This is a genomic window from Streptomyces sp. NPDC055243 (assembly GCF_044544025.1).
In the GTDB taxonomy this organism is placed as follows: domain Bacteria; phylum Actinomycetota; class Actinomycetes; order Streptomycetales; family Streptomycetaceae; genus Streptomyces.
In genome coordinates this window covers 1-26,409 of sequence record NZ_JBITWR010000011.1, presented here as the reverse complement: position 1 = coordinate 26,409, position 26,409 = coordinate 1, and the positions used below count along the sequence as shown (strand labels likewise).

24 protein-coding genes are annotated in these 26,409 nt (G+C 70.5%); 6 read left to right on the top strand and 18 right to left on the bottom strand.

All coding sequences use genetic code 11. The features are described from left to right. The first annotated feature begins 43 nt into the window (after nucleotides 1–43). The gene (argS, locus tag ACIGXX_RS28955; protein ID WP_351173394.1) at nucleotides 44–1,813 is read left to right on the top strand and encodes an arginine--tRNA ligase; all 1,770 of its coding nucleotides are present in this window, start codon (nucleotides 44–46) and stop codon (nucleotides 1,811–1,813) included. Nucleotides 1,814–1,819: 6 nt separating this feature from the next. Here the strand turns inward: argS and ACIGXX_RS28950 are convergent, their stop codons facing one another. Together ACIGXX_RS28950 and ACIGXX_RS28945 are read right to left on the bottom strand one after the other, a co-directional pair. Next, nucleotides 1,820–3,028, bottom strand: coding sequence for a PLP-dependent aminotransferase family protein (locus ACIGXX_RS28950; RefSeq protein ID WP_383820474.1), 1,209 nt, complete (start codon nucleotides 3,026–3,028; stop codon nucleotides 1,820–1,822). A 134-nt stretch (nucleotides 3,029–3,162) separates the two neighbouring features. Beyond that, the gene (locus ACIGXX_RS28945; RefSeq protein WP_399979992.1) at nucleotides 3,163–4,584 is read right to left on the bottom strand and encodes a helix-turn-helix domain-containing protein; all 1,422 of its coding nucleotides are present in this window, start codon (nucleotides 4,582–4,584) and stop codon (nucleotides 3,163–3,165) included. Between the two features lie 193 nt (nucleotides 4,585–4,777). Between ACIGXX_RS28945 and ACIGXX_RS28940 the strand changes: the two genes are divergently transcribed. Together ACIGXX_RS28940 and ACIGXX_RS28935 are read left to right on the top strand one after the other, a co-directional pair. Continuing rightward, a complete protein-coding gene (locus tag ACIGXX_RS28940) occupies nucleotides 4,778–5,308 on the top strand; it encodes a DUF4232 domain-containing protein (RefSeq protein ID WP_351173385.1) in 531 nt (176 codons plus the stop codon). Between the two features lie 207 nt (nucleotides 5,309–5,515). After that, nucleotides 5,516–6,418 carry an NAD(P)-binding domain-containing protein gene (locus ACIGXX_RS28935; protein WP_366462542.1) on the top strand — a complete coding sequence of 301 codons (903 nt, stop codon included), beginning with the start codon at nucleotides 5,516–5,518 and terminating at the stop codon, nucleotides 6,416–6,418. On the opposite strand, the gene ACIGXX_RS28930 is transcribed toward ACIGXX_RS28935, so the two are convergent. The 7 genes from ACIGXX_RS28930 to ACIGXX_RS28900 all read right to left on the bottom strand — a co-directional run bounded on the left by ACIGXX_RS28930 (nucleotide 6,415) and on the right by ACIGXX_RS28900 (nucleotide 14,311). Beyond that, nucleotides 6,415–7,392 (bottom strand): zinc-binding dehydrogenase, encoded by a 978-nt coding sequence (locus ACIGXX_RS28930; RefSeq protein WP_351173379.1) that lies wholly within the window; start codon nucleotides 7,390–7,392, stop codon nucleotides 6,415–6,417. The genes ACIGXX_RS28935 and ACIGXX_RS28930 overlap by 4 nt on opposite strands. Before the next feature lie 105 nt (nucleotides 7,393–7,497). Then, nucleotides 7,498–8,487, bottom strand: a complete 990-nt coding sequence (hemB, locus tag ACIGXX_RS28925; protein WP_399979988.1) for a porphobilinogen synthase — start codon at nucleotides 8,485–8,487, stop codon at nucleotides 7,498–7,500. A gap of 141 nt (nucleotides 8,488–8,628) precedes the next feature. Continuing rightward, a complete protein-coding gene (locus tag ACIGXX_RS28920) occupies nucleotides 8,629–10,287 on the bottom strand; it encodes a bifunctional uroporphyrinogen-III C-methyltransferase/uroporphyrinogen-III synthase (RefSeq protein ID WP_351173373.1) in 1,659 nt (552 codons plus the stop codon). After that, the gene (gene hemC / locus ACIGXX_RS28915) at nucleotides 10,284–11,243 is read right to left on the bottom strand and encodes a hydroxymethylbilane synthase (RefSeq protein WP_399979984.1); all 960 of its coding nucleotides are present in this window, start codon (nucleotides 11,241–11,243) and stop codon (nucleotides 10,284–10,286) included. The genes ACIGXX_RS28920 and hemC overlap by 4 nt, the downstream gene beginning before the upstream one ends. Further along, complete coding sequence (locus ACIGXX_RS28910) at nucleotides 11,240–12,976, bottom strand: glutamyl-tRNA reductase (protein WP_399979981.1); 1,737 nt, start codon at nucleotides 12,974–12,976, stop codon at nucleotides 11,240–11,242. Before ACIGXX_RS28910 ends, hemC begins: the two co-directional genes overlap by 4 nt. Then, nucleotides 12,973–13,728, bottom strand: a complete 756-nt coding sequence (locus ACIGXX_RS28905; protein WP_351173364.1) for a redox-sensing transcriptional repressor Rex — start codon at nucleotides 13,726–13,728, stop codon at nucleotides 12,973–12,975. The genes ACIGXX_RS28910 and ACIGXX_RS28905 overlap by 4 nt, the downstream gene beginning before the upstream one ends. Before the next feature lie 304 nt (nucleotides 13,729–14,032). After that, nucleotides 14,033–14,311 carry a glutaredoxin family protein gene (locus ACIGXX_RS28900; protein WP_351173361.1) on the bottom strand — a complete coding sequence of 93 codons (279 nt, stop codon included), beginning with the start codon at nucleotides 14,309–14,311 and terminating at the stop codon, nucleotides 14,033–14,035. 125 nt (nucleotides 14,312–14,436) lie between these two features. Here ACIGXX_RS28900 and ACIGXX_RS28895 point away from each other — a divergent pair, with 125 nt between their 5' ends. The 3 genes from ACIGXX_RS28895 to ACIGXX_RS28885 all read left to right on the top strand — a co-directional run bounded on the left by ACIGXX_RS28895 (nucleotide 14,437) and on the right by ACIGXX_RS28885 (nucleotide 18,020). Next, on the top strand, nucleotides 14,437–15,390 hold the full coding sequence (locus ACIGXX_RS28895) for an HAD-IB family hydrolase (RefSeq protein WP_351173358.1): 954 nt from the start codon (nucleotides 14,437–14,439) through the stop codon (nucleotides 15,388–15,390). Between the two features lie 301 nt (nucleotides 15,391–15,691). After that, nucleotides 15,692–16,483 (top strand): ECF subfamily RNA polymerase sigma factor, BldN family, encoded by a 792-nt coding sequence (locus ACIGXX_RS28890; protein WP_351173355.1) that lies wholly within the window; start codon nucleotides 15,692–15,694, stop codon nucleotides 16,481–16,483. Between the two features lie 298 nt (nucleotides 16,484–16,781). Then, a complete protein-coding gene (locus ACIGXX_RS28885; protein WP_366462544.1) occupies nucleotides 16,782–18,020 on the top strand; it encodes a DUF5667 domain-containing protein in 1,239 nt (412 codons plus the stop codon). A 113-nt stretch (nucleotides 18,021–18,133) separates the two neighbouring features. Here ACIGXX_RS28885 and ACIGXX_RS28880 read toward each other — a convergent pair whose 3' ends face one another. The 9 genes from ACIGXX_RS28880 to ACIGXX_RS28840 form a co-directional block, all read right to left on the bottom strand. Continuing rightward, entirely contained in the window at nucleotides 18,134–19,225 is a 1,092-nt protein-coding gene (locus ACIGXX_RS28880; protein WP_399979974.1) for a lysophospholipid acyltransferase family protein, read from the bottom strand. A gap of 14 nt (nucleotides 19,226–19,239) precedes the next feature. Further along, nucleotides 19,240–20,286, bottom strand: a complete 1,047-nt coding sequence (locus ACIGXX_RS28875; protein ID WP_351173346.1) for an NAD-dependent epimerase/dehydratase family protein — start codon at nucleotides 20,284–20,286, stop codon at nucleotides 19,240–19,242. Between the two features lie 438 nt (nucleotides 20,287–20,724). Then, nucleotides 20,725–20,823 carry a 30S ribosomal protein bS22 gene (locus ACIGXX_RS28870; RefSeq protein ID WP_003948845.1) on the bottom strand — a complete coding sequence of 33 codons (99 nt, stop codon included), beginning with the start codon at nucleotides 20,821–20,823 and terminating at the stop codon, nucleotides 20,725–20,727. Nucleotides 20,824–20,949: 126 nt separating this feature from the next. Beyond that, entirely contained in the window at nucleotides 20,950–21,159 is a 210-nt protein-coding gene (locus tag ACIGXX_RS28865) for a helix-turn-helix domain-containing protein (RefSeq protein WP_157869005.1), read from the bottom strand. A 132-nt stretch (nucleotides 21,160–21,291) separates the two neighbouring features. Next, nucleotides 21,292–22,107 carry a phosphatase gene (locus ACIGXX_RS28860; protein WP_351173342.1) on the bottom strand — a complete coding sequence of 272 codons (816 nt, stop codon included), beginning with the start codon at nucleotides 22,105–22,107 and terminating at the stop codon, nucleotides 21,292–21,294. Nucleotides 22,108–22,279: 172 nt separating this feature from the next. Then, nucleotides 22,280–23,455: an acetoin utilization protein AcuC gene (locus ACIGXX_RS28855; protein ID WP_399979969.1), complete on the bottom strand. Its 1,176-nt coding sequence runs from the start codon at nucleotides 23,453–23,455 to the stop codon at nucleotides 22,280–22,282. Beyond that, nucleotides 23,406–24,623, bottom strand: a complete 1,218-nt coding sequence (locus ACIGXX_RS28850) for an MFS transporter (protein ID WP_399979966.1) — start codon at nucleotides 24,621–24,623, stop codon at nucleotides 23,406–23,408. Before ACIGXX_RS28850 ends, ACIGXX_RS28855 begins: the two co-directional genes overlap by 50 nt. Nucleotides 24,624–24,733: 110 nt before the next feature. After that, entirely contained in the window at nucleotides 24,734–25,480 is a 747-nt protein-coding gene (locus ACIGXX_RS28845) for a VC0807 family protein (RefSeq protein ID WP_399979962.1), read from the bottom strand. Nucleotides 25,481–25,627: 147 nt separating this feature from the next. Beyond that, nucleotides 25,628–26,272, bottom strand: coding sequence for an HAD family hydrolase (locus ACIGXX_RS28840; protein WP_361470858.1), 645 nt, complete (start codon nucleotides 26,270–26,272; stop codon nucleotides 25,628–25,630). Nucleotides 26,273–26,409 lie beyond the last annotated feature (137 nt).

The window sequence follows — 26,409 nt, the reverse complement described above, 5'->3', positions numbered from 1 at the left end:
TTGCCGGGTCTATCTGCACCTCGAGGAGAACGGCATCCACTCCATGGCCTCGGTCACGTCCCTCACCGCCTCCGTCCACCAGCGCCTCGCGGACGCCCTCTCGGCTGCCCTGCCGGAGGCCGGCTCCGCCGACCCGCTGCTGCGACGAAGCGACCGGGCCGACTACCAGGCCAACGGCATCCTGGCCCTCGCCAAGAAGGCGAAGGCGAACCCGCGCGAGCTCGCGACGAAGGTCGTCTCGGAGATCACCGCCCCGGACCTGATCAGCGAGGTCGAGGTCTCTGGGCCCGGCTTCCTGAACATCACGGTCACCGACAGGGCGATCACCGAGAACCTCGCCGCGCGCGCCGCCGACGGCGACCGCCTCGGCGTGCCGCTCGCTGAGCACCCGGGCACGACGGTCATCGACTACGCCCAGCCGAACGTGGCCAAGGAGATGCACGTCGGCCACCTGCGGAACTCGGTCATCGGCGACTCGGTGGTCCAGATCCTGGAGTTCACCGGCGAGAAGGTCGTCCGGCGCCACCACATCGGCGACTGGGGCACGCAGTTCGGCATGCTCGTGCAGTACCTGATCGAGCACCCGGACGAGTTGGGCCACAAGGCCGCCGAGGGTGACGAGGCGGGCGAAGAGGCGATGTCCAGCCTCAACCGCGTCTACAAGGCCTCGCGCACGCTCTTCGACTCCGACGAGGAGTTCAAGACGCGGGCCCGGCGCCGGGTGGTGGACCTCCAGGCGGGCGACCCCGAGACCCTCGCGATCTGGCAGCGGTTCGTGGACGAGTCGAAAGTCTACTTCTACTCGGTCTTCAACAAGCTGGACGTGGAGATCCACGACGAGGACATCGTCGGCGAGTCCGGCTACAACGACATGCTGGCGGAGACCTGCAGCATGCTGGAGGAGTCCGGCGTGGCGGTCCGGTCGAACGGCGCGCTGTGCGTGTTCTTCGACGACGTGAAGGGCCCGGACGGCAACCCGTCCCCGCTGATCGTCCAGAAGTCCGACGGCGGCTTCGGGTACGCGGCCACCGACCTCTCCGCGATCCGCGACCGCGTCTTCAACCTCAAGGCCGACACCCTGCTGTACGTCGTGGACGCGCGGCAGTCGCTGCACTTCAAGATGGTCTTCGAGACGGCCCGCAGGGCGGGCTGGCTGACCGAGGACGTCAAGGCGGTGCAGCTCGGCTTCGGCACCGTCCTCGGCAAGGACGGCAAGCCGTTCAAGACGCGTGAGGGCGAGACCGTACGCCTCATCGACCTGCTCGACGAGGCGATCGACCGGGCGTCGGCCATCGTCCGCGAGAAGGCCCAGGACCTCTCCGAGGAGGAGATCGCCGAGCGCGGTGCCCAGGTGGGCATCGGCGCGGTGAAGTACGCGGACCTGTCGACGTCGGCGGTGCGCGACTACAAGTTCGACCTGGACCAGATGGTGTCGCTGAACGGCGACACGAGCGTGTACCTCCAGTACGCGTACGCCCGTATCCAGTCGATCCTGCGCAAGGCCGACGACGTGTCCCCCAAGGCGCACCCCGAGCTCGAACTGGCCGAGGCGGAGCGGGCGTTGGGCCTGCACCTCGACCAGTTCGCGGAGACGGTCGCGGAGGTCGCCGAGGAGTACGCGCCGCACAAGCTGGCGGCGTACCTCTACCAACTGGCCTCGCTGTACACGACGTTCTACGACAAGTGCCCGGTCATCAAGCCGAAGCCGCCGCAGGACATCGCGGAGAACCGCCTGTTCCTCTGCGACATCACGGCCCGCACCCTGCACCAGGGAATGGCCCTGCTCGGCATCAGGACGCCCGAGCGCCTCTGATCCCCGTCAGGGGCGCAGCGCGCCCCCGAGCCTCCGCAGTCCCTCGGCGATCTCGTCGGGGGACTGCGTCACGAAGCACATCCGCAGGGTGGCGACGTCGGGCTCACCGGCGTAGAACGGCGCCCCCGGCACGTACGCCACGTCGTGCTTGACGACCTCCGGCAGCAGCGCGGCGGTGTCGTACCCGTCCGGCAGCTTCGCCCAGACGAACATGCCTCCCTCAGGACGGCCCCAGGAAGAGCCCTGCGGCAGCGCGTCGGCGAGGCCCGACAGCATGGCGTCGCGCCGCTCCCCGTACGCCGCCGCGACCCGCGCCACATGCGCGTCCAGGTCGTTGTCCGCCAAGTACCGCGCCGCGGCGAGCTGGTTGACGGTCGGCGTGTGCAGGTCCGCGGCCTGCTTGGCGATGGCGCAGGCCCGCAGCAGCGCCGCGGGCGCACGCAGCCAGCCCAGGCGCAGGCCCGGCGCCATGACCTTGGAGAAGCTGCCGAGCAGGACGGTGCGGTCTTCGGCGCCGGGGTACGAGGCGATCCACGGCACGCGCTCGCCCTCGAACCGCAGCTCCCCGTACGGGTCGTCCTCGACGATCCACAGACCGCGCCGCGCGGCGATGCCCGCGATCGCGGCGCGCCGCTCGGCCGGCAGGGTGCGGCCGGTGGGGTTCTGGAAGGTGGGCACGGTGTAGAGCAGCTTGGGCCGGTGGAGGGCGACGAGTTCGTCGAGGGCGTCGGGGTCGATCCCGGCCTCGTCGCACGGCACGGCGACCACCCGCGCGCCCGCGAAGGCGAAGGCCTGGAGCGCCGCGAGGTAGCAGGGGTTCTCGACGAGGATGGTCTCGCCGGGCTCGATGAGCGCGGTGGCGAGCAGCGAGAGCGCCTGCTGCGAACCGGTGGTGACCATCAGGTCGTCGGCGCCGGTGGCGAGCCCGCGCGCGGAGAACCGCCCGGCGACGGCGGTCCGCAGGGCGGGTTCGCCCTCGGTGGTGGAGTACTGGAGCGCGCGCTCGGGCTGCTCGGCGAGCACGGCCCGGAACGCGGCGGCGATGCCTTCCTTGTCGAAGAGGCCGGGCGCGGGCAGCCCGCCCGCGAAGTTGATGACCTCGGGCCGCGCGGTGACGGCCAGGATGTCCCGTACCGGCGAGCCACCGACCGAGGCGGCGCGGGCGGCGAGCGGCGGGGTGGGGGCGGCGATCGCTTGGTCGGCTGTGGCGGTCATCTACGGCTCCTTCGGCACGGGCGGATGGCTCGAATCGCACCCTAGGCACGTAAGTGCCGCCTACACGCGCCATTCCGGGATACGGACTGGGCCGGACGCCCCCGCCGGACGCCCCGCCGGACGGGCCCCGGCCGCTACGCCGGCGGGTCCGGCACGTCGTCGTTGTCGCGGTTCGTCTTCGTCCACTTCTTGCTGTTGAGCGAGAACCCGTAGACGGGACGGCCCTTGTCGCCGCTCGTGGCGAACGGCTTGCCCGTGTCGTCGATGCGCACCGTGCCGCGCCGGCCGCCGCTCGACCACTCCAGCTCCAAGTACCACTTCACATAGCGCGTGTTGGCGGTCGCGTTGACGAAGAACGCCTCCGGGTCGCTCGCGCTCACCGTGTAGGGGAAGCCGCTTTCGCCCTCCTGCGGGGTCGGGCGGGGCACCGACGCGTCGAGGTTGACGTCGAAGGAGTGCCGGGGAACGTTGCCGCCGCAGCCGACGCCGAGGTACCCCATCTTGTAGTTGTTCCACGCGAGGGGCGCGCTGGTCGAGGCGACGCGGACGTTCAGCGACTCCAGGACGACGGTGTCCTTGCCGGTGCCCTGGACGGTCAGCTTCACGGTCTGGTCGCGGGCGTTGACCGCGCCGTTCGCGGCCACCCACCCGGGGGCGTCCTGCTCGTTGGGGGGCGTGGAGAGTTTGTCCGGGGCCTTGTCGACGAGATACGGGGTGCCGCAGGGGTCGTACCAGAACTGGGGCTGGGTGGTGACGGTCACCGGGACACCGCCCCGGCCCGCCTCGCCCTTGCCGTCGTCCCCGGGGGCGGGCGCCTGCGTCCCGCCGCCGGAGCCCTTGCCCTTGCCCTTGTCCTCGCCTCCCGGCTTGTCGGAGTCCGTCGCCTCCTTGCCCGGCTTGCCCTTGCCGGACTCCTTCCCGGAGGGCGAGGCGGACTTGGCGCCGTCCGGGCCCCGCTCCCGCTTCCCGTCGTCGGAGATCGCGGAGTCGCCGGCCACCTTGTCGGATTCACCGCCTCCGGACGCGGCCTGCACGGCGACGGCGGTGGCGCCGAGCGCGAGGACGACACCGGCGGCGACGAGTGCCCGCGCCCGGGGCACACGTCTCCCCTCGCGCCGCGCCGCCGCCGTGGGGGTCGGGCCGATCAGGAAGCCGGGCGCTCCGTCGTCGGAGTCGCGGTGGCCGTTGCCCTCACCGTCACCCGCGTCATGGGCGGCCGGAGCAGCCGCGGCATCGGCAGCCGGAGCAGCCGCCGCGTCGGAGGCCGCCACGGACGCGGGCGACTGCTCCGCCTCCTTGCGGTCGCCCCTCGACGCGTCGGCCAGGATCCACCGCCGGTGGACCTCGACCATTTCCTCCCGCGATGCCCCGCACATCCGGGCGAGCCGCTCCAGCGGAGCGAACTCCGTCGGTACGGCCGAACCGCTCACATAGCGGTGCAGCGTCGACGTCGACACATGCAACCGCTTGGCCAGCGCCCCGTAACTGAGCCCCGACCTCTCCTTCAACTCCCGCAGCAACTCCGCGAGATCGCCCGCCCCCACGCTCTCTCCCATTCCATCCAGCCGTTCCAAGGAACGGCGTCTTCGCAGATCAGCGCCGCAGGAATGTCCCGGCGTCCCCAACTGCCGTGCCGCGCTGGCCGCCGGGACAGAAACCCGCGCAACCTGTGGGCCATACAAGCACGCCGCGTCCGGAAGCCTCCGGGCGCGCCGCACGTCACCCCCGTCACACCGAAAGAGACCAGCCATGCGACTCACCACCAAGGCCACCGCCGCTGCCGCGGCCCTCACCGCCGCTCTCTCGCTCACCGCGCTCGGCAGCGCCGCGTCGGCCGCCACCCCCGCCGCCAAGGCGGCGCCGGTCACCTGCACCGCCGCCACCACCAAGGTCACCGTCCAGGAGGTCGACCGCCCCATCAACCACCTGCTCCTGAAGGCCAAGAACACGGGCACCAAGACGTGTTACGCGTACAGCGCGCCGTTCCTCCGCTTCGACGAGGCGCAGGCCCCCACGCCGTGGCTGGAGGACAGCACTCCGCAGGCGGTGGTCACGCTGAAGCCCGGCCAGAGCGCGTACGCGGGCATCGGCACGTCGTCACCGGAGGGCACGGACGGCTACCAGGCCCACAGCCTGGACGTCCTGTTCTCCAACCGCGGGGCGAACGGCAGCGTGGGCGCCCCCGCGGCCGCGAAGCTTCCGTCGGGCGGCGTGTACGTGGACAGCTCGGCGTTCGTCACCTACTGGCAGACATCGGCGGCCGACGCGCTGGTGTGGTGACCGGCGGGACCCGCGCGCCCGCCTTGCCGGGCGCGCGGGTCCCCGTGACGCGCGGGTCCCCGTGACGCGCGGGTCCCCGTGACCGGCGCTCCCTCACCAACCTCCCGGTAAGTACGCACAAAAAAGTCGGTACTTGTCCGCTCCTCCGTACGCGGGAAGGATCGAAGGCGTTCCCACCCCACGCCCTCCGATCGGAGTCCCCCAGCCATGCCCGCACAGCCCACTCAGCCCGCTCACCCCTCCCAGTCCCCCGTGACCGTCCTCGGCCTCGGCCTCATGGGCACCGCGCTCGCCTCCGCGCTCCTCAAGGCGGGCCATCCCACCACCGTGTGGAACCGCACCGCCGCCAAGACGGGCCCCCTGGCCGCCCAGGGCGCGACGCCGGCGGCCACCGCCAGGGACGCCGTCACCGCGAGCCCGCTCACCATCGTCTGCCTCACCACCAACGAGAACGTCCGCGCCCTGCTCGCCCCGGAGGCGGAGTCCCTCGCGGGACGCACGCTCGTCAACCTCACGAATGGATCGCCGTCCCAGGCAAGGGAGTTGAGTGACTGGGCGGCGGCTCACGGCATCACGTACATCGACGGCGGCATCATGGCCGTACCCCAGATGATCGCGACGCCCGGCGCGTACATCCTCTACAGCGGCACGGACGAGGCCGCCTTCGAGGCACACCGCGCGACCCTGTCCGCGCTCGCCGACACCAAGTGGGTCGGCAAGGACCCCGGCCTGGCCGCCCTCTACGACCTCTCCCTGCTCACCGGGATGTACGGGATGGTGATGGGCGTGGCGCAGGCGTACGCGCTGATCGGCAGCGAGGGCATCGCGGCCCGCGAGTTCGCACCGCTGCTCAAGGACTTCGTCGCCGCGATGACGGACGGGATCGTGCCAGGCACGGCCGAGGCCGTCGACACCGATCAGCACCTCACCGATGTGTCCAACCTCGCCATGAACCGCGAGGCGTTCCCCAACTTCCTCCAGGCGTACGCCGAGCAGGGTCTGCGGTCCGAGATGTTCGAGCCTTTCCAGGCCCTCCTCGACCGTGCGGTCGAGGAGGGGCACGGCGCCGACGGCCTCTCCCGCCTGGTGACCCTGCTCAAGCAGGGCTAGGGCACGAGCACGACCTTGCCCGTGGTCCCGCGCCGCTCCATGGCAGCGTGGGCCCTCCCCGCCTGAGCCAGCGGGAACGTCTGCACCGCCGGCACCAACTCCCCCTTGGCGGCGGCCTCCAGGGCCCGCCGCTCGTGCTCGGGGCCGTCCTCGGGCCGCTCGATCAGCCGCAGCAGCGCGTTGACGACGGAGATCCCCCGCTCCTCCACGACCTCGGCGTCCGGCTCGAATCCTTCCTGCGAGGACCAGCCGATGACCACGTAGCGACCGCCCGCACCGATGAGGCCGAACGCGGCGGCGGACTTCTCGCCGCCCACCCCGTCGAGCACGACACTCACCCGGCGCCCGTCCAGGCGCTCACGCACGCGGTCCGCCCAGCCGGGCTCGTCGTAGTCGACGGCGAGATCGGCGCCGAGCTCCCACACGGCCTCGACCTTGTCGGGCCCGCCGGCGGCGCCGATCACGACCGCGCCGAGTCCAACGGCGTACTGCACCACGAGCCGCCCGACGCCACCGGCGGCGGACGTCACCAACACCACGTCGTCGGCGGTCAGTCGGGCGGTGTCGAGGAGGCCCATGGCCGTCGCCCCGGTCATCACCATGGTCACGGCGGCCTCGAACCCGAGCCCGTCCGGCACCTCGTGCAGCTGCGCGAGCTCGGCCACCGTCAGCTCGGCGTACCCTCCGGGCTCGCTGCGCGGGGTCACCACTCGCCGTCCCAGCCAGGAGGGGTCCACATCGGGCCCCACCGCGTCGACGATCCCGGCGACCTCCCCGCCGAAGACGGCGGGCAGTTCGGGCAGCGGCGGCGCCATGTCGCTCGCGTCGCCCCGCCGCATGACGGTCTCGACGTGGTGGACTCCCGCCGCCCGCACGGCGATCCGCACCTGGCCCGGCCCCGCGACGGGGTCGGGCACGGTCTCGTACGTCAGGTTCTCGGCGGGCCCGAACTCGTGCAGAACAACGGCGTGCATAACGTCCTCCTCAGAACGTCGACGGTCCGTCGTCCGGACGTCGATGCACACCACTCTGTGACCTCAACCAAACTTGAGGTCAAGCGGTCGGCCGGGGGCGCTCCCTCAGAGCTGCCGCGCCACCTCGGTGGCCCAGTACGTGAGGATCATGTTGGCGCCCGCGCGCTTGATGCCGGTGAGCGACTCCATGATCGCCTTGTCCCGGTCGATCCAGCCGCGCTCGGCGGCGGCCTCGATCATCGAGTACTCACCGGAGATCTGGTACGCGGCGACCGGCACGTCGACGGCGTCGGCGACCTTCGCCAGGATGTCCAGGTAGGGGCCCGCGGGCTTGACCATCACCATGTCGGCGCCCTCTTCGAGGTCGAGCGCCAGCTCGCGCAGGGACTCACGGGCGTTGGCCGGGTCCTGCTGGTAGGTCTTGCGGTCGCCCTTCAGGGACGAACCGACGGCCTCGCGGAAGGGGCCGAAGAAGGCGGAGGAGTACTTCACGGTGTAGGCAAGGATGGAGACGTCCTCGTGCCCGACCTGGTCCAACGCGTCCCGGACCACGCCGATCTGACCGTCCATCATGCCGCTCGGGCCCACCACGTGGGCGCCCGCGTCGGCCTGGACCTGCGCCATCTCGGCGTACCGCTCCAGGGTGGCGTCGTTGTCGACGCGCCCCTCGGCGTCGAGGACACCGCAGTGACCGTGGTCGGTGAACTCGTCCAGGCACAGGTCGGACATGACGATGAGGTCGTCGCCGACCTCGGCGCGCACGTCGCGCAGGGCGACCTGGAGAATCCCGTCCGGATCGGTGCCGACGGTCCCGGCGGCGTCCTTCTTCGACTCCTCCGGCACCCCGAAGAGCATGATCCCGGAGACCCCGGCCTCCATGGCCTCGACGGCGGCCTTCTTCAGGCTGTCGCGGGTGTGCTGGACGACGCCGGGCATGGCGCCGATCTCCACCGGGGCACTGATCCCCTCGCGCACGAACGCGGGCAGGATCAGGTCGGCCGGGTGCAGCCGCGTCTCGGCGACCATGCGGCGCATGGCGGGCGTGGTGCGCAGCCGGCGGGGCCTGGCCCCGGGGAAGGATCCGTACGTGGTCACTGTCTCTCTCACCTCACGCTGTGTTTGGCTCTCCGGCCCGCCCCAGCCCCAACCCCGAACGCCGGACAGGCTGGATATCCAGCCTGTCCGGCGTTGGAGGACGAACTCGGCGAAGCCGGTGATCAACGGTACGCCTGGACGTCAGGGCGCCGTACGCCGCCTTCGCGAACCGGGCCGCCGCTCGCTGGGCCTGGTGACGGGGTCCCCCGCATCGAGCGCGGCCGTGCGACGTCTCGTGCCGAACTCGGCGAGCGCCTCGGCCAGCTTGTGGACGGAAGGCTCCGGAGCCATCACGTCGACCCGGAGCCCGTGCTCCTCCGCGGTCTTGGCGGTGGCGGGGCCGATGCACGCGATGACGGTCACGTTGTGCGGCTTGCCGGCGATGCCGACGAGGTTGCGCACGGTCGAGGAGGACGTGAAGAGCACCGCGTCGAAGCCGCCGCCCTTGATCGCCTCACGCGTGTCCGCCGGGGGCGGCGACGCGCGCACCGTCCGGTAGGCGGTGACGTCGTCGACCTCCCACCCGAGATCGATGAGCCCGGCGACCAGCGTCTCCGTGGCGATGTCGGCCCGCGGCAGGAAGACGCGGTCGATCGGGTCGAAGACCGGGTCGTACGGCGGCCAGTCCTCCAGGAGACCCGCGGCCGACTGCTCGCCGCTGGGCACCAGGTCGGGCTTCACGCCGAAGGCGACGAGCGCCGCGGCGGTCTGCTCGCCCACCGCCGCGACCTTGATCCCGGCGAAGGCACGGGCGTCGAGCCCGTACTCCTCGAACTTCTCGCGCACGGCCTTGACGGCGTTCACGCTGGTGAAGGCGATCCACTCATAACGACCGGTGACGAGCCCCTTGACCGCGCGCTCCATCTGCTGGGGCGTGCGGGGCGGCTCCACGGCGATGGTGGGCACCTCGTGCGGCACCGCTCCGTAGGACCGCAGCTGGTCGGAGAGCGAGGCCGCCTGCTCCTTCGTACGCGGGACGAGCACCCGCCACCCGAAGAGCGGCTTCGACTCGAACCACGACAGCTGGTCGCGCTGGGCGGCGGCGGACCGCTCACCGACCACGGCTATGACGGGCTGGCCTCCGTCGGGCGAGGGCAGCACCTTCGCCTGCTTGAGGACCTGGGCGATGGTGCCCAGGGTCGCCTGCCACGTGCGCTGACGCGTCGTCGTACCGGCGATCGTCACCGTCATCGGGGTGTCCGGCTTGCGGCCGGACGACACCAGTTCACCGGCGGCCGCGGCCACGGAGTCCAGGGAGGTCGACACGACCAGGGTCCCGTCGGACGCCCCCACCTCGCTCCAGCAGCGGTCGGAGGCGGTGCGCGCGTCGACGAAACGCACGTCCGTGCCCTGCGCGTCGCGCAGCGGAACACCCGCGTAGGCGGGTACACCGACCGCCGCGGCGATGCCGGGCACGACTTCGAAGGAGATGCCCTCGGCGGCGCAGGCGAGCATCTCGTCGGCCGCGTAGGTGTCGAGGCCGACGTCGCCGCTGACGGCACGCACGACCCGCCTGCCGCCGCGTGCCGCCTCCATGACAAGATTGGTGGCGGCTCGCAACGCCGACGCTTCGGCGATCGCTGACGCGTCGTCAACCGTCCCTGGCTGAGGTGTGTCCACACCTCCCCTGGCATGCGCGCGAACGACGTCGAGCACATCCGGCTCGGCGATCAGCACGTCCGCTCGGGCCAGCGCCTCCACGGCGCGCAGCGTAAGTAGTCCCGGATCTCCGGGTCCGGCACCCAGGAAGGTGACGTGCCCGTGTGCGGGAAGGCCGGCAAGGTTCGAGGTGGGGCTCAAAGTGCTCGCTCCCCCATCAGACCGGCCGCGCCCTTGGCAAGCATCTCGGCAGCGAGTTCGCGGCCGAGCGCCATGGCTTGGTCATGCGTCTCAGGCACGGGACCGGTGGTGGACAGCTGCACCAGCGTCGAGCCGTCGGTTGCCCCGACGACGCCGCGCAGGCGCATTTCCTTGACAATCTGCCCGTCGGCCAGCAAGTCGGCCAACGCACCCACAGGTGCGCTGCAACCGGCTTCCAGGGCGGCGAGCAGGGATCGCTCGGCGGTCACGGCGGCCCGGGTGTACGGGTCGTCGAGCTCGGCGAGCGCGGCGGTCAGCGACGCGTTGGACGCGGCACATTCGATCGCCAGTGCCCCCTGGCCGGGGGCGGGCAGAACTGTGTCGACCGACAGGAAGTCGGTCACCTCGTCGATCCTGCCGACGCGGTGGAGTCCGGCGGCGGCGAGCACGACGGCGTCGAGCTCACCCTTGTGCACGAACCCGATGCGGGTGTCGATGTTCCCGCGGATCGGCACGGTCTCTATGGCGAGTCCGTGGTTGCGGGCGTAGGAGTTGAGCTGCGCCATGCGGCGCGGCGACCCGGTGCCGATGCGCGCACCGGCGGGCAGCTCCGTGAAGGTCATCCCGTCGCGCGCGATGAGTACGTCACGGGGGTCCGCGCGCAGCGGTACCGCGGCCAGGGCCAGGTCGTCCGGCTGTGCGGTCGGCAGGTCCTTCAGCGAGTGGACGGCGAAGTCGACCTCGCCGCCGAGCAGCGCGTCACGCAGGGCGGTCACGAAGACGCCGGTGCCGCCGATCTGTGCCAGGTTCTCGCGGGACGTATCGCCGTACGTCGTGATCTCCACGAGCTCTACGGGGCGGCCGGTCACCCGGCTCACTGTGTCGGCCACCTGCCCGGACTGGGCCATGGCCAGCTTGCTGCGCCGTGTCCCGAGCCTGAGTGCCCTCTCGGTCATGCCCGGCCTCGTTTCGGGTCTGTTTGTTGAACGTTCTGATCGGTGGGTTCATTGATCTTGTCGGCCCTGCTGACGGCGGCGACCGTCTGCGGGTCGAGGTCGAAGAGGGTGCGCAGCGCGTCCGCGTACCCGGCGCCGCCGGGCTCGCTCGCCAGCTGCTTGACCCGCACGGTGGGTGCGTGGAGCAGCTTGTCGACGACGCGGCGGACGGTCTGGGTGATCTCCGCGCGCTCCTTCTCCGGAAGTCCGGGGAGCCGTCCGTCGAGCCGCGCGATCTCGTTCGCGACGACGTCGGCGGCCATGGTGCGCAGGGCGACCACGGTCGGCGTGATGTGCGCGGCCCGCTGCGCGGCGCCGAAGGCGGCGACCTCGTCGGAGACGATCGCGCGGACCTGCTCCACGTCGACGGCCATCGGGGCGTCGGCGGACGCGTCGGCGAGCGACTCGATGTCGACGAGGCGTACGCCGTCGATGCGGTGCACGGCCGCGTCGATGTCGCGGGGCATGGCCAGGTCGAGCAGGGCGAGCAGGACGTTGCCCGTCTCGACGAGCGAGGGCCTGCGGCGGTTCTCGGGCACCCGTCCGGTGGCGGCGACGGCCGCGGCGAGCGCGGTGATGGTGTCGGCCTCGTTCTGCGGGTCGTCGCGGCGCGCGGCGGGCGCGTTGTCCACCCAGGCCGCGTGCTGCTCCAGCGTCGCGGCGTCCATGCCGGCGACGGCGTCCTCGCCCATGACGGAGAACCCGACCCCGCGGGGCACGGCCGCCCCGTCGCCGGAGAGTCCGAGCGGGCAGGCCTCGTCGTCGGCGGCGGCGGTGTCGGTGGTGCCGCCGTGCGGAGCCGAGGGGGCCGAAGTCGTGGGTCCGAGGGGCGCGCCCACCGCGACGGGCGCGCCCGTACGGTCGGCGACTCCGGCCGCGACGGCCTCGGCGGTCAGCACGAGGCCGGTGGCGCCGGTACAGGAGACGGCGACGTCTGCACGTGTCAGTTCGGCCGCCACCTGGTCCATCGGCACGGCGCGCGCGATGGTGCCCGTGCCGCCCTCGGCGAGGATCTCGGCCAGGCGGTGCGCCCGGTCGAGGGTGCGGTTGGCGACGACGACCTCGTCGACCCCGGCGCGCGCGAGCGTCGCCGCGGCGAGCGAGGACATGGAGCCCGCGCCGATGACCAGGGCGCGCTTGCCCTTGGCCCACGCCTCGACCGGCTCGCGCCCGGCGAGCTGTTCGAGGCCGAAGGTCACGAGCGACTGCCCGGCCCGGTCGATTCCGGTCTCCGAGTGCGCGCGCTTGCCGACCCGCAGGGCCTGCTGGAAGAGGTCGTTGAGCAGGCGCCCGGCGGTGTGCAGCTCCTGGGAGCGCGCCAGGGCGTCCTTGATCTGGCCGAGGATCTGCCCCTCGCCGACGACCATCGAGTCCAGGCCGCAGGCCACCGAGAACAGGTGGTGGACGGCTCGGTCCTCGTAGTGGACGTACAGATAAGGGGTGAGCTCTTCGAGGCCCACGCCGCTGTGCTGGGCGAGCAGGGTGGAGAGCTCGGCGACGCCCGCGTGGAACTTGTCCACGTCGGCGTACAGCTCGATGCGGTTGCAGGTGGCGAGCACGGCCGCTTCGGCGGCGGGCTCGGCGGCCAGCGTGTCCTGAAGGAGCTTGGCCTGGGCGTCGGCGGCAAGGGCGGCCCGCTCGAGCACGCTCACCGGCGCGCTGCGATGGCTCAGCCCCACGACGAGGAGACTCATGCCGGCATCACGGCGGGGACGTCCCCGTCGGGTCCTTTGCGCTGCTGCTTGGCGGCGACGGGCGGCACGGCGCCGTCGGCCGCCGCTTCCTCGCCGGCCTTGCGCTGCTCGTGGAAGGCGAGGATCTGCAGCTCGATGGAGAGGTCCACCTTGCGTACGTCGACGCCGTCGGGCACGGAGAGAACGGTGGGCGCGAAGTTCAGGATCGAGGTCACACCGGCGGCGACGAGCCGCTCGCAGACCTGCTGGGCGGCGCCCGCCGGGGTCGAGATGACGCCGATGGAGACGCCGTTGTCGCTGATGATCTTCTCGAGGTCGTCCGTGTGCTGCACCGGCATCCCCGCGACGGGGGTGCCCGCCATCGCCGGGTCGGCGTCGATCAGCGCGGCGACCCGGAAGCCGCGCGAGGCGAACCCGCCGTAATTGGCGAGCGCGGCGCCGAGGTTACCGATGCCGACGATCACGACGGGCCAGTCCTGGGTCAGACCGAGTTCGCGTGAGATCTGGTAGACGAGGTACTCGACGTCGTAGCCCACACCGCGCGTCCCGTAGGAACCGAGGTAGGAGAAGTCCTTGCGCAGCTTCGCGGAGTTGACCCCCGCGGCGGCCGCGAGCTCCTCGGAGGAGACCGTGGGCACCGAGCGCTCCGACAGTGCGGTGAGGGCTCGGAGGTACAGCGGAAGCCTGGCGACGGTGGCCTCGGGAATCCCTCGGCTGCGGGTCGCCGGTCGGTGAGTTCGGCCAGTTGCCACGGTGCTCCTGCGGGTAGAGCGGGGCTGCAGGCGGTCACACGTCCCCAGACCGCCCCGTCGAAAGCAGGCTATGTCTTTGTGAACGCGTGCACAAAGATGGTGTCCGATTTGCCCGGCCAACGTGACCGGGGTCACGCGCCCCTGGCGCACGTTCCGAGAACCGGCGCACATGAGGCTGCGGTGCTCACTTGATGGGGGCAAAACCGCACACTCTCCTCACGATCATCGCCCCCGAGACCAAACCGCCCACGATCCTAAGGGACCATTCGGGCTGTTTGGACTCGTCGGTCAGTGACGATCAGGATTACGGAGCGAGCTCGCGGCGCAGTCGATCTTCACTCACCCGCCAGAAGGTGTGCTGTTCACCGTCCACCAGGACCACCGGAATCTGTTCCCAGTAGGCCCGGTTGAGCTCTTCGTCCTGCGTGATGTCCTTCTTCTCCCATGCGACTCCCAGCTCGCCGCAGACCTTCTCGATCACCAGCTGTGCGTCATCGCACAAATGACAGCCGGGCTTACCGATCAAGGTGACCGTCCGGTCCTGGGGCTTCTTCTTCTCCGTACGGCGAAAAATCGGGCTCATGACACCATTCTCGCCCCGCCGACGCGCCGCGCGGCCCGTCCGTTTAACGGTGCGGTCGCGGAGAGTTCACAGCGCCGAATCCTGCCGACTCCGGAACGACCGAACGAACTAGCTATGCTCACGACATGGCCGCTCTCGGATGGCTCACCCCCCGTAGGCGCTCCGCCACCGCGCGGAGCGTGTTGGCAGGCGAGGCCTCGGCTGAGGCAGCGCGCAAGACCTCCCAGGAGATGGAGGCACTCGACGACGCCGCGGCCCTCGCCACGGCGCCCGAGGAGCCGGAGGAGCCGGAGTTCCCGGTCTTCGGCGACGACAAGGCCGCCGCCTTCTTCGACCTCGACAACACCGTGATGCAGGGCGCCGCGATCTTCCACTTCGGCCGCGGCCTCTACAAGCGGAAGTTCTTCGAGCGCCAGGAGCTGGCCCGATTCGCCTGGCAGCAGGCGTGGTTCAGACTGGCCGGCGTCGAGGACCCCGAGCACATGCAGGACGCCCGCGACAGCGCCCTGTCCATCGTCAAGGGCCACCGGGTCGCCGAGCTGATGTCCATCGGCGAGGAGATCTACGACGAGTACATGGCCGAGCGCATCTGGCCCGGCACGCGCGCCCTGGCCCAGGCCCACCTCGACGCGGGCCAGAAGGTGTGGCTGGTCACGGCCGCCCCGGTGGAGACGGCGACGATCATCGCCCGCCGCCTGGGCCTGACCGGCGCGCTCGGCACGGTCGCCGAGTCCATGGACGGCGTCTATACGGGAAAGCTCGTCGGCGAACCCCTGCACGGCCCCGCGAAGGCCGAGGCGGTCCGCGCACTGGCCTCCGCGGAGGGCCTGGAGCTGGCCCGCTGCGCCGCGTACAGCGATTCGCACAACGACATCCCGATGCTTTCGCTCGTCGGGCATCCGTACGCGATCAATCCCGACGCCAAACTGCGCAAGCACGCACGCGAACGGGACTGGCGCCTGCGGGACTACCGCACCGGCCGCAAGGCCGCCAAGGTCGGCATCCCGGCCGCCGCGGGCGTCGGAGCCATCGCGGGCGGCACGGCCGCGGCGATCGCCCTGCACCGCCGCCGCCACTGAACATTCTCTCGGTCCTACCCCGCCCGGGCTCTCGCCAGTCACGTTGGTAGCACTCGGCCACAACACGCCCCGCGCTTAGACGGAATGTGACCTGTTTCGATCAACAACCGGTCACAGTGCGCTACTTGAACGGGCATAGACCGGTTACAGAAGCGACGTAATCGGTGATTTGAGCAACTGGGTGTAGTGCCGCCTGTACGAAGCGTTATTCTCCTCAGACGCATTACGGACCCCACACGTCGCTACGACGGGTGAACGGTTCCGCACTGCACGTGATGGAAGCTCTGCCTCTGGGAGTCCCGTGTACCCACACGTCGGGGTTGACGCCTCGGGCCTGGCTACGCTGCGCGCAACGGTCGCCGACCGCTTGCGCGGCTTCGTCCCCACCGCGTACGCCGGCCCCGCCGTCCCCGCATTTGCCGTCCCCACACCCGCCGGGCCCGTCTATGCCCTGGCGGACAGCGGCGCGGCGGTCAGCAGACGGGCCCGTTCCGCCTCTGCCGCCACCTCAACCCCCACCCCCCGCCGTCCCGCCGCGGACAGCGACAGCGCCCGCATGATGGACCTCGTCGAACGCGCCCAGGCGGGCGAGTCCGACGCCTTCGGCCGTCTCTACGACCAGTACAGCGACACGGTCTACCGCTACATCTACTACCGCGTCGGCGGCAAAGCGACCGCCGAGGACCTGACCAGCGAGACCTTTCTGCGCGCCCTGCGCCGCATCAGCACGTTCACCTGGCAGGGCCGCGACTTCGGCGCCTGGCTTGTCACGATCGCCCGCAACCTGGTCGCCGACCACTTCAAATCGAGCCGTTTCCGCCTCGAAGTGACCACCGGCGAAATGCTCGACGCCAACGAGGTCGAGCGCAGCCCCGAGGACTCCGTCCTGGAGTCCCTCTCCAACGCCGCACTGCTCGACGCCGTGCGCCGCCTCAACCCCCAGCAGCAGGAGTGCGTGACCCTGCGCTTCCTGCAGGGACTCTCGGTCGCCGAGACCGCTCGGGTGATGGGCAAGAACGAGGGCGCGATCAAGACCCTCCAGTACCGCGCGGTCCGTACGCTGGCCCGGCTCCTGCCGGACGACGCGCGCTAGCGCCGCGCGCCACCGATAGCCCTCTGTAGCCGTGCGGAGCGTTCAACTGACCCTCCGTGGCGGCCAGATGGCCGCCACGGAAATTGAGCGGTCCGATCATCCTCCGTCCGTAACCCAAGTGCCGCGACGCTCGTTGTGCGGGATGCAGGCTCCCTGTGGTTGCTCCCTGACTTTCCCCGAGCTCATATTGAGCAGGGGACACCCCACTCGATCACTCGATCGTGTGGAAGTGCTCAGATGTTGCAACCCTCAGGACCCCCTGGGGAGTCGACCGTCATGACGAGAGGAGGTGCCGCCAGTGATCGCGAACGTATCGGCACACCGGCGGGCGAACGCCTTCGCCCAGGCCCTGGAGGAGCAATCCGACCAGGGCCCGGCGGCCGAGCAGACCGAAGGTTCCGTCACACCCGAATCCGTGCCGTCCGAACAGACGGCCCCGGACCGGATGTTGACCCTCGCTACCGGCCTCGGCGAGCTGCCGAAGCCGGAGCTGGATCCCGAGGTCAAAGTGGTCCAGCGGGCCCAGCTCGTAGCTGCCATGGAGGCCATGCTCCTTGAGGGCACGGCCGCGGGCGGTGGGACCATCGGCACCTCGGTGCCCGAACAGCGGTCCCGCAAGGGTGCCCACAGGGCCACGGGACTGCGCAAACTGAAGCCACGCTCCAGGCTGTCGAAGGGCATCGCCGCGGGCGGGCTCACCGTCGGCGTCGCCGCCGGTGCGTTCAGCGGAGTGGCCGCGGCCAGCTCCGACGCGCTGCCCGGCGATTCGCTGTACGGCCTGAAGCGCGGCATGGAGGACCTCAAGCTCGGCATGGCCGACGGCGACAGCGACAAGGGCGGGGTCTATCTCGACCACGCGTCGACGCGCCTGAACGAAGCCCGTCGGCTGATGGAGCGGGGCCGCTCCGGCGACCTCGACCACGAATCCCTCGGCGAGGTCAGGCGAGCCCTCTCGGGCATGCGGCACGACGCCACGGAAGGCCACCGCCTTCTGCACCAGGCGTACGAGAGGGACGGCTCGATCGGCCACATCCAGACCCTGTCCGCCTTCACCGAGTCGCACCGCAGGAGCTGGAGCGACCTGCAGAGCAGGCTGCCCGTCCAGCTCGGTGACGTGGGCGAGCAGGTGAGCTCGGTCTTCGACGCGATGGACCAGGAAGTGGACCCCCTCCGCTCCCTCCTCCCCCGCACCCCGGACAAGAGCGACGCCCCCGGCCCGCCGAGCCAGGGCGGCTCCTCCGACTCGTCGGCACCGGACAGCCCTTCGGCCCCCGATTCGTCCCCGCGGGACGGCTCGAGCGCCGACAAGGGCGAGCCCCGTCCGTCGGCACCGGACAAGGACGAGGACGACGGCCTGCTGGGCGGCAACACGGGCGGCCTCCTGGACCCCCCGAAGTCCGACACGACCCCGAGCAGCCCCTCGGACGGCGATTCGTCCGACAAGCAGTCCCCGTCGGCCAAGCCGGACGTCACGGTGCCTCCGATCCTGCCGGGGCTGCTGCCCGGCCTGGGGATCGACGAGGAGGACGTGAGGTAGCGGCATGACATGAGGGAGGGGCCAGATCCTGAGGATCTGGCCCCTCCCTCATGTCGCCCCTCCCTCAGGTCACAGGAAGCGCGTGTCACAGAAAACGCGTGTCGTGAGAGAACTCAGAAGAACACGGACCGCCGCTGCACCAGCAGCTTGTACAGCGTGTGCTGAATCTGCTCCCGGACCTGATCCGTCAGGTTGAACATCAGCATCGGGTCCTCGGCCGCCTCCGGCGGATATCCGTCCGTGGGAATCGGCTCCCCGAACTGGATCGTCCACTTCGTCGGCAGCGGCACCGCCCCCAGCGGGCCGAGCCAAGGGAACGTAGGCGTGATCGGGAAGTAGGGGAAGCCGAGCACCCGCGCCAGCGTCTTCGCGTTGCCGATCATCGGGTAGATCTCCTCCGCCCCCACGATCGAGCAGGGCACGATCGGCGTCCCCGCCCGCAACGCGGTGGAGACGAACCCGCCCCGGCCGAACCGCTGCAACTTGTAGCGGTCGCTGAACGGCTTCCCGATGCCCTTGAAGCCCTCCGGCATCACCCCGACCAGCTCACCCCGCTCGAGCAGCCGCTCGGCGTCCTCGGCGCACGCCAGCGTGTGCCCCGCCTTGCGCGCCAGTTCGTTGACCACCGGCAGCATGAAGACGAGGTCCGCCGCGAGCAGCCGCAGATGGCGACCCTCGGGGTGGTTGTCGTGCACGGCGACCTGCATCATCAGGCCGTCGAGCGGCAGCGTCCCTGAGTGGTTGGCGACGATCAGCGCCCCGCCGTCCGACGGGATGTTCTCGATGCCTTTCACCTCGACGCGGAAGTACTTGTCGTACAGCGGCCGCAGCAGGGACATCAGGACCTGGTCGGTGAGCTCCTCGTCGTAACCGAAGTCGTCGACCTCGTAGTCACCCGTGAGCCGCCGGCGCAGAAACGCCAGACCACCCGCGATACGCCGCTCCAGGCCACCGCCACCGCCCCGCGGCTCGGATTCGCCCCCGGTCCTTGCCTCCGGCCCGGGAGCCCCCTGTCGCGAAGGCTCCGGCTCGGCCCTCTCCACCTGCGGCTCCCCGTCCTGCTGGCCCGGCATGGCCGTGACCTCACGCACGGCTGCCGGATCGTTCTTGCGCCGGGCCGCGCCCGCGCCCCTGCGCCGCGACGGGCGCTGCGCACCCGCGCGCGACCGGTCGTCGTCGAACGGAATGACCTTGGCGTCCGCCATCGTTGACGCTCTCCTCAGTTGGCGCTCTGGTTGCCCGCGAAGGGCAGCGTGGCGATCCGATCGATGGCCCCCGCGACGGCCTGCGGCGGCACAAGTCCCGGACCCCGACTGCGTACGAAGTCCGCGAAGGTCTCCGCGGTCGTGTACTTGGGGCTGAAGCCCAGTGTCTCGCGCATCTGCCGGGTGGCCACGACCCGGCCGTGGGTGAGCAGCCTGATCTGCTCGGGCGAGAAGTCCGTCATGCCCAGGGTGCGCAGCGCCTGGCCGACCCAGGTGACCGCGGGCATGAACACCGGCAGCGTCGGGCGCCCCAGGCGCCGCGAGCACTGCGAGAGCAGCAGCAGGCCGTCGCCCGCGATGTTGAACGTGCCGCTGTTGAGCGTCCCGCGCACCGGGTCGTGCGCCCCCAGGCGCAGGACCTCGATCGCGTCGTCCTCGTGCACGAACTGCAGCCGCGGGTCGTAGCCGAAGACGGTCGGCAGGACCGGCAGCGAGAAGTACTCGGCGAGCGGGGAGTCCGCGGCGGGGCCCAGGATGTTCGCGAAGCGCAGCACGCAGACCGCCACGTCGGGGCGGCGGCGCGCGAAGCCACGTACGTAGCCCTCGACCTCGACGGTGTCCTTGGCGAAGCCGCCGCTGGGCAGCGACTTCGGCGGCGTCGTCTCGGTGAAGACCGCGGGGTCGCGCGGCGCGGAGCCGTACACATTGGTGCTCGACTTCACCACGAGCCGCTTGACCGTCGGCGACTTCTGGCAGGCGCCGAGCAGCTGCATGGTGCCGATGACGTTGGTTTCCTTGAGCGAGCCGCGGTTGCCGCCGGCCAGCGCCGTGCCCGTGACGTCCATGTGCACGACCGTGTCGACGGAGAACTCGGCGAGCACCTTGGCGATCGCGGGCTGCCGGATGTCGGCCTGGACGAAGTCGGCGCCGCCCAGATGGTGCACGGGCGGGACCGCGTCCACGGCGACCACCCGGTCGACCTCGGGGTCCCTCAGGACGCGTCGGACGAACCGCCCGCCCAGTTGTCGGGCCACCCCGGTCACGAGCACGACCTTGCCCAAGATCAGCGCCTGCCTTCCCCAGCCCTCGAAGTCCTGCCGCGCCCCATCATGTCTCTCCCGGCACACGCTAGCGGGTCGATGTTGCGCTGTGATGACCGCCCGATGCAGGAAGTGACGACAGCCACATACGAGCGCACGAACCAGGCTCTACGCCCAGACCAGGACGTACATCGGATCGGGACGCACATCCTGCCCAGGACGTACGTTCGAAACAAGCCCCCAGGCGGTCCGGCGAAGCGCGAAAACCGGCCGGAAGACGCCCCGGCGAGTGCCCCGGACGACGCCGGGAAAACGCCGGACGCCCCTGGGAAAACCCTGGGGAGGTCCCCTGCGAGACCCCTCCGAGATCCTCCGAGACCCCTTGGGGACCCCGGAAAGACGCCGAAGCCCCCCCGCCGGATGGCGGGAGGGCTTCGGGGCGCGCTGTACAGCTGTCGCTTACTTCTTGTTGCGACGCTGTACGCGGGTGCGCTTCAGCAGCTTGCGGTGCTTCTTCTTGGCCATCCGCTTACGCCGCTTCTTGATAACAGAGCCCACGACTACCCTCGCTCACTTCTCATCACTCGGTGCGGGGCAGCTGACTGGGCCCACACGACCTACGTCGGCCCTAGCCTACCCGCCCCCGGGTGAGGGACGTAATCGAGGGGGATCGACCGGCTCCGGTCAGCCCGCCTCGACTCCTACATAGGACTCGCGGAGGTACTCGTGAACCGCCTGCTCCGGTACTCGGAATGACCTTCCGACCCGGATGGCGGGCAGATGACCGCTGTGCACCAAGCGGTACACGGTCATCTTGGACACTCGCATCACCGAGGCGACTTCCGCCACGGTCAAGAACTGAACCTCGTTCAGCGGCCTCTGGTCTGCAGCCATGACACCCCACCTGAACCTTCCGCACATGACGGGCACCGGCTTCCCCTTCCGGTGACTCTTCGTCTCTGCGCGCTCACTCCCCAGACTAGGGGCGGATGATGCGAGTGGGGAAGAGGAGTAGCGATCGGCCGCCTACTGTGACAGACACGCTCGATTGAGTACATAGCGAGTAAGCGGTCGGTAGTAATCAGACCGCACAGCGTCATCAAGCGGAACGACGACGGACACCTGCCCCTCGGCCTCTCCGACGAACAGCGCGGGATCGTCCGTATCCGCCAGACCGATCGCCTCAAACCCCAGCTGACCTGCCCCGCAGACCCATCCGTGGTCCCCGATGACGAGCTCGGGAAGCGGCCCTTCGGCCTCCGCTGCGGCCGCGAGAGCGGCTCGAACCGGGAGCGGGGAGTGGCTGTGTGCGCCGGTCTCACTCCCGGTGGGACGCGCGCCGGGTTCCCGCACCAGCGCGACTCCTTGTACGTAGTCAAGGTTGTACGTGCGTAGGCCGAACCGGGTCGTTATGTCGACACTGCTGCCCTGCGCGGGGGTGAGGACGGTGCACCCGGCCGCCGACAAAGCGTCCGCCAGCGCGGCGTAGAAGCCGAGGAGCCGGTGCGGATGGCCCGTCCCGAGGAGCACGGGAAGCTCCCTTCGCGCGGCGTCCGCGAGCCTCTCGGCGAAGGCGTCGAGCGCGGCCAACGTCCGCTCCGGGTCGATGACATCGACCCCCGAGGTGTGCCGCGGGTCGGCGGAGACCCCGCACTTGTCCGCCATCAGCCCCAGGAGGTCACCGGGACCCCAATTCCACTCGGGATCGAGCCCCAGCAGTATCCGCGGGTCCCGGGCCGCGAAGAGCCGATAGCTCCGCAGGCTCTCTTCCCGAGTGGTCGCCACGGGCCCGGCCAGCCGGGCAGCCAACAGATGCGCACGCAACGCTCCGGTGCTCAACACGCAGCGAGCGTCCCGCAGGAACCCTCCCCATACCCCTAAAACCCCGAAAAACCCCCACAGTTGGGCTAACAAGCCGTACGCTCAACGCTCCCCGCGTCCCCCACTGCCCGTCGCTGCCCGCCGCTGCTCGCCGCGGCCTGGGGCGGCCTGGGGCGGAGCCCAGCTTCGCGTCCTACGCCAACAACCCCCGCAGCGGAAACGCCGCCCGGCGAGCGGCGAGCACCGCCTGGTCGAGCCGATCCGCGGGGTCGTACCCCTCGGCCCACTCCGCCCAGGAGACGGGCCACCGCCCGTCCGTCATCCGGGCGGGCGCCAACTGCCGGGTCCGCGCGAAGACTTCCTGCCGCCAGGCCTCGGGAATCGTCTCGGAAGGCGCGACCTCCCGCCCCGCGGCGATCCCCACCAAGTGGGTCCAGGACCGAGGCACCACGTCCACCACGGCGTACCCACCGCCACCGAGAGCGACCCAGCGCCCGTCGGCGTACGTGTGCGCCAACTCGTGGCAGGCCACCTGCACGGCCCGCTGCGCGTCGAGCGACACGGCCAGATGCGCCAACGGATCGTCGAAGTGCGTATCGGCCCCGTGCTGCGTCACAAGGACCTGCGGCCGGAACTCCGCCAACAGCTCGGGCACCACGGCGTGGAACGCCCGCACCCACCCCGCGTCCCCCGTGCCCGCCGGCAGCGCGACATTGACCGCCGACCCCTCCGCCACGGAGTTCGCACCCGTCTCCTCGGGCCACCCGGTCTGCGGGAACAGCGTCCGCGGATGCTCGTGCATCGAGATCGTCAGGACCCGCGGATCGTCCCAGAAGGACGCCTGCACCCCGTCCCCGTGGTGCACGTCCACGTCCACGTACGCGACCCGCTCGGCGCCCAGCTCCAGCAGCCGCGCGATGGCCAGCGAGGCGTCGTTGTAGATACAGAACCCCGAGGCGGACCCCGGCATCGCATGGTGCAGCCCGCCCGCGAAGTTCACGGCATGCAGCGCTTCCCCGCGCCACACCGCCTCGGCGGCGCCCACCGACTGCCCGGCGATCAGCGCCGACACCTCGTGCATCCCCGCGAAGGCGGGATCGTCCGGGGTGCCGAGGCCATAGCTGCCGTTCGCCGACGCCGGATCGGCGGACGCGGCCTTGACCGCGTCCACATAGTCCTCGCGATGCACGAGCCGCAGCGTCGAGTCACCGGCACGCTTGGCCGCGACCACATCCATCTCACGGTCGAGCCCGAAGGCACCGACCAGGCTTCTGGTCAGCGCGAGCCTGACCGGGTCCATGGGGTGCTCAGGACCGAAGTCATAGCCCGTTACTGCCTCGTCCCACATCAGCTGTGCGCGGCCGCTCATGCCCGTCACCGTATCTGTCCGGTCCAGGGGCGAAGGACCGGGCGTACAACAAGGTCACGAGCACCAACACCATGGGAACGAGCATCGCCCCGCGGTAGTTCCAGGCATCCCCGAGCGCCCCCACCAGCGGCGAACCGATCAGGAACCCCACGTAGTTGAAGACGTTGAGCCGCGCCACAGCCGCATCCGATGCCCCGGGAAAGAGCCGCCCCGCCGCTGCGAAGGTCTGCGGAACGATCACGCACAGCCCGAGCCCGAGCACCGTGAAGCCCAGAATCCCGGTCCACGCCCCGGGCGCCACCGCCACGATGGCGAACCCGAGAGCGGCCACCACCGACCCGGCCCGCACCACCGCCACGGCCCCGAACCGCCGCACGCCCAGGTCCCCGAGCCCCCGCCCCAACAGGGTCATGACCATGTAGACGTTGTAGGGGACGGTCGAGACCTCCTCCGAACTGCCCAGCACGTCCTGCAGATACTTCGCGCTCCAGTTGGAGACGGTCGAATCCCCGATGTACGCGAAGGTCATCACCAGGCAGAGCGGCAGAAGCAGCTTGAAGACGACGGGCCCGCCCTGCCCCTGACCTGCGGCACTCGTGCCACTACCGCCATCGGCGTCGACGTACCACCGGCTCCCCACCAGCGCCGCCGGCAACAGCACCACGACCACCGGCAGATACGAGACGAAGAGCGACAGGTCCCAGTGCGCCCCCGCCCACGCCATCGACGCCCCCGCGATCCCGCCCAGGCTGTACGCGGCGTGAAATCCCAGCATGATGCTGCGCCCGTACGCCCGCTGGAGGCTCACCCCGAGCATGTTCATGGACGCGTCGAGCGCCCCCACCGAGAGCCCGAACGCCCCCAGCGCCACGGCCACTTGCCACAGGGCGTCCCCCGCGCCGACCCCGAGCAGCGCCAGGAGCACCACGGGCTGCGCCCACCGCAGCACACGGCTCGGCGGCACCCTCTTGACCAGCCACTCCGTGCCCACGCTGCCGACCCCCGCGAGGATCGGCACGGCGGCGAGGAAGACCGGCAGCAGGCCGTCGGATATCCCGTACCGATCCTGGATGGCGGGGATCCGTGTCACCAGCAACGCGAAGGTGACGCCCTGCACCAGGAAGCTGAACGCCAAAGAGGCCCTGCCGCGCCGCAGCTCAACTGTCATGGCTGCAGAGCGTAGGACCCCTGACTACCGGTGGGTAGATAGATCACTCACCCAATTCCCCACGCCTCCCCCGCGAGACGCCCTCCCCTACGAGGCGAGGCGTCCCACCGTCACCGCCCGAGCGCGGCGACCTCCTCGCTCACCTTCTTCTCCATCGGGTCGACGACCAGGGGCCCGCTGGCCATCACCGTCGCCGTGATGGTGACACCGGCGATCACCCCGCCGAGCCACACCATGGTGTCGACGGGCAGCGTGTAGGCCCCCACGACCCGCACCAGGGCCTCGCCGAACAGCGCCGCACCCCACATCACCGAGAACAGCCGCTCCCTCCGCGCGAACTCCCCCCGCTCGGCGACCAGCCGCTCCCACACGGCGGTACGCACCGGGTCCCCCTTGGTCACCCAGGGCTTGAGCGCCACGGTCATCAGCGGCCGCCCGGCGGCCACGGACACCAGCACGGCGATCCCGATCGTCGCGGTGATGCCACTGTCCTTGGCGAGCATCAGCCGCGGATCTCCGGCGAGGAGACTGAGCAGCAGCCCGACGAGGCCGGCGGCCAGGACGAGCGCCGCGAACCCATTGACCCGACGCTCCCTGACCACACCCCACAGCGTCCGCCCGGCGGGCACCACACTGCTCCAGGCGAGCGCCACGAGCGTACTCATCCCAAAGCCCTTGCTGAGCAGGTAGTACGAGGCCGTGGGCACGACGGCATCCAGCACGAGCGGCTTCAGCGACTCCCAGCGCGACTGTCGCGCGGTGGCCGTGTCAGTGGCGGTGGCCGTGTCCGTGGCTGGGGCCGTGTCCGTGGCTGGGGCCGGGGGTGAGGGTGGGGCTGCGGCGGCGAGCTGGCTCATGGCGATCGGTCCTCCGTCGTCACTGTCACTGGGTACGTCCCGTTCGTTCCCGACGCACTCAGCTTCGCCGCAGCCCCCCATCGGCCGACAGAAACGATCGTCCGGACCTGGCGATGACAAATGTCAGCCCGAACCCCCCGGCCCACGTCATACGAGCAGCTCAGCCAACTCCTTCATGTCCCCGAAGAGTTGAGTTGCCCCCGCAAGCCGCTCGGCGGGCGTCATGGCGGTGAACCCGTACACATCCATCCCCGCCGCCACGGCCGCCCGCACCCCCAGCGGACTGTCCTCGACCACCACACACTTCTCGGGCGCCACTCCCATGCGCTCGGCGGCGTACAGAAAGAGATCCGGCGCCGGCTTCCCGCGCCCCACATCCTCGGAACTGAAGATCCGCTCGTCACCGAACCACCGATCGAGCCCGGTACGCCGATGCCCCACCCGAATCCGCTCATGGCTCCCGGACGAGGCAAGGCAGTAGGGCACCCCGCCGGCCACCAGCTTCTCCAGTACGTCGACGGCCCCCGCCACAGGCTCGAGCTCCCGCTCGAAGGCGGCGAAGACGCGAGCATGGAAGGTCACGTCGAAATCCTCGGGCAACCGCTGCCCACTGCGCTCAAGAACAAGATCGTGTACGCGATGAACGGCGGCCCCCATGTAGTCACGCAGGGAGTCCTCATACGTGGTGGGGTGCCCGAGCTCGGTCAGATAAGCGGCAAGGATGGTGTTGGAGAGCGGCTCGCTGTCCACGAGGACGCCGTCATTGTCGAAGATGACCAAGTCGTATCGCATAGTTCGACCCTAAACGCAGAAAAGGCCCTCTAGGGGGCCTGGAACGCAGAAAACCCCCGCACCAGAGGTGCGGGGGTTTCCCGTTAATAATAGTTCGGCGGCGTCCTACTCTCCCACAGGGTCCCCCCTGCAGTACC

What these genes read in the sequence shown, in the direction of transcription:
- ACIGXX_RS28865 (WP_157869005.1), bottom strand. Translation starts at nt 21,159, where the DNA reads ATGGCTGCAGACCAGAGGCCGCTGAACGAGGTTCAGTTCTTGACCGTG.
- ACIGXX_RS28840 (WP_361470858.1), bottom strand. Translation starts at nt 26,272, where the DNA reads ATGCGATACGACTTGGTCATCTTCGACAATGACGGCGTCCTCGTGGAC.
- ACIGXX_RS28935 (WP_366462542.1), top strand. Translation starts at nt 5,516, where the DNA reads ATGCCCGCACAGCCCACTCAGCCCGCTCACCCCTCCCAGTCCCCCGTG.
- argS (WP_351173394.1), top strand. Translation starts at nt 44, where the DNA reads ATGGCCTCGGTCACGTCCCTCACCGCCTCCGTCCACCAGCGCCTCGCG.
- ACIGXX_RS28940 (WP_351173385.1), top strand. Translation starts at nt 4,778, where the DNA reads ATGCGACTCACCACCAAGGCCACCGCCGCTGCCGCGGCCCTCACCGCC.
- ACIGXX_RS28950 (WP_383820474.1), bottom strand. Translation starts at nt 3,028, where the DNA reads ATGACCGCCACAGCCGACCAAGCGATCGCCGCCCCCACCCCGCCGCTC.
- ACIGXX_RS28895 (WP_351173358.1), top strand. Translation starts at nt 14,437, where the DNA reads ATGGCCGCTCTCGGATGGCTCACCCCCCGTAGGCGCTCCGCCACCGCG.
- ACIGXX_RS28855 (WP_399979969.1), bottom strand. Translation starts at nt 23,455, where the DNA reads ATGAGCGGCCGCGCACAGCTGATGTGGGACGAGGCAGTAACGGGCTAT.
- ACIGXX_RS28945 (WP_399979992.1), bottom strand. Translation starts at nt 4,584, where the DNA reads ATGGGAGAGAGCGTGGGGGCGGGCGATCTCGCGGAGTTGCTGCGGGAG.
- ACIGXX_RS28910 (WP_399979981.1), bottom strand. Translation starts at nt 12,976, where the DNA reads ATGAGTCTCCTCGTCGTGGGGCTGAGCCATCGCAGCGCGCCGGTGAGC.
- ACIGXX_RS28930 (WP_351173379.1), bottom strand. Translation starts at nt 7,392, where the DNA reads ATGCACGCCGTTGTTCTGCACGAGTTCGGGCCCGCCGAGAACCTGACG.
- ACIGXX_RS28880 (WP_399979974.1), bottom strand. Translation starts at nt 19,225, where the DNA reads ATGGCGGACGCCAAGGTCATTCCGTTCGACGACGACCGGTCGCGCGCG.
- ACIGXX_RS28900 (WP_351173361.1), bottom strand. Translation starts at nt 14,311, where the DNA reads ATGAGCCCGATTTTTCGCCGTACGGAGAAGAAGAAGCCCCAGGACCGG.
- ACIGXX_RS28845 (WP_399979962.1), bottom strand. Translation starts at nt 25,480, where the DNA reads ATGAGCCAGCTCGCCGCCGCAGCCCCACCCTCACCCCCGGCCCCAGCC.
- hemC (WP_399979984.1), bottom strand. Translation starts at nt 11,243, where the DNA reads ATGACCGAGAGGGCACTCAGGCTCGGGACACGGCGCAGCAAGCTGGCC.
- ACIGXX_RS28850 (WP_399979966.1), bottom strand. Translation starts at nt 24,623, where the DNA reads ATGACAGTTGAGCTGCGGCGCGGCAGGGCCTCTTTGGCGTTCAGCTTC.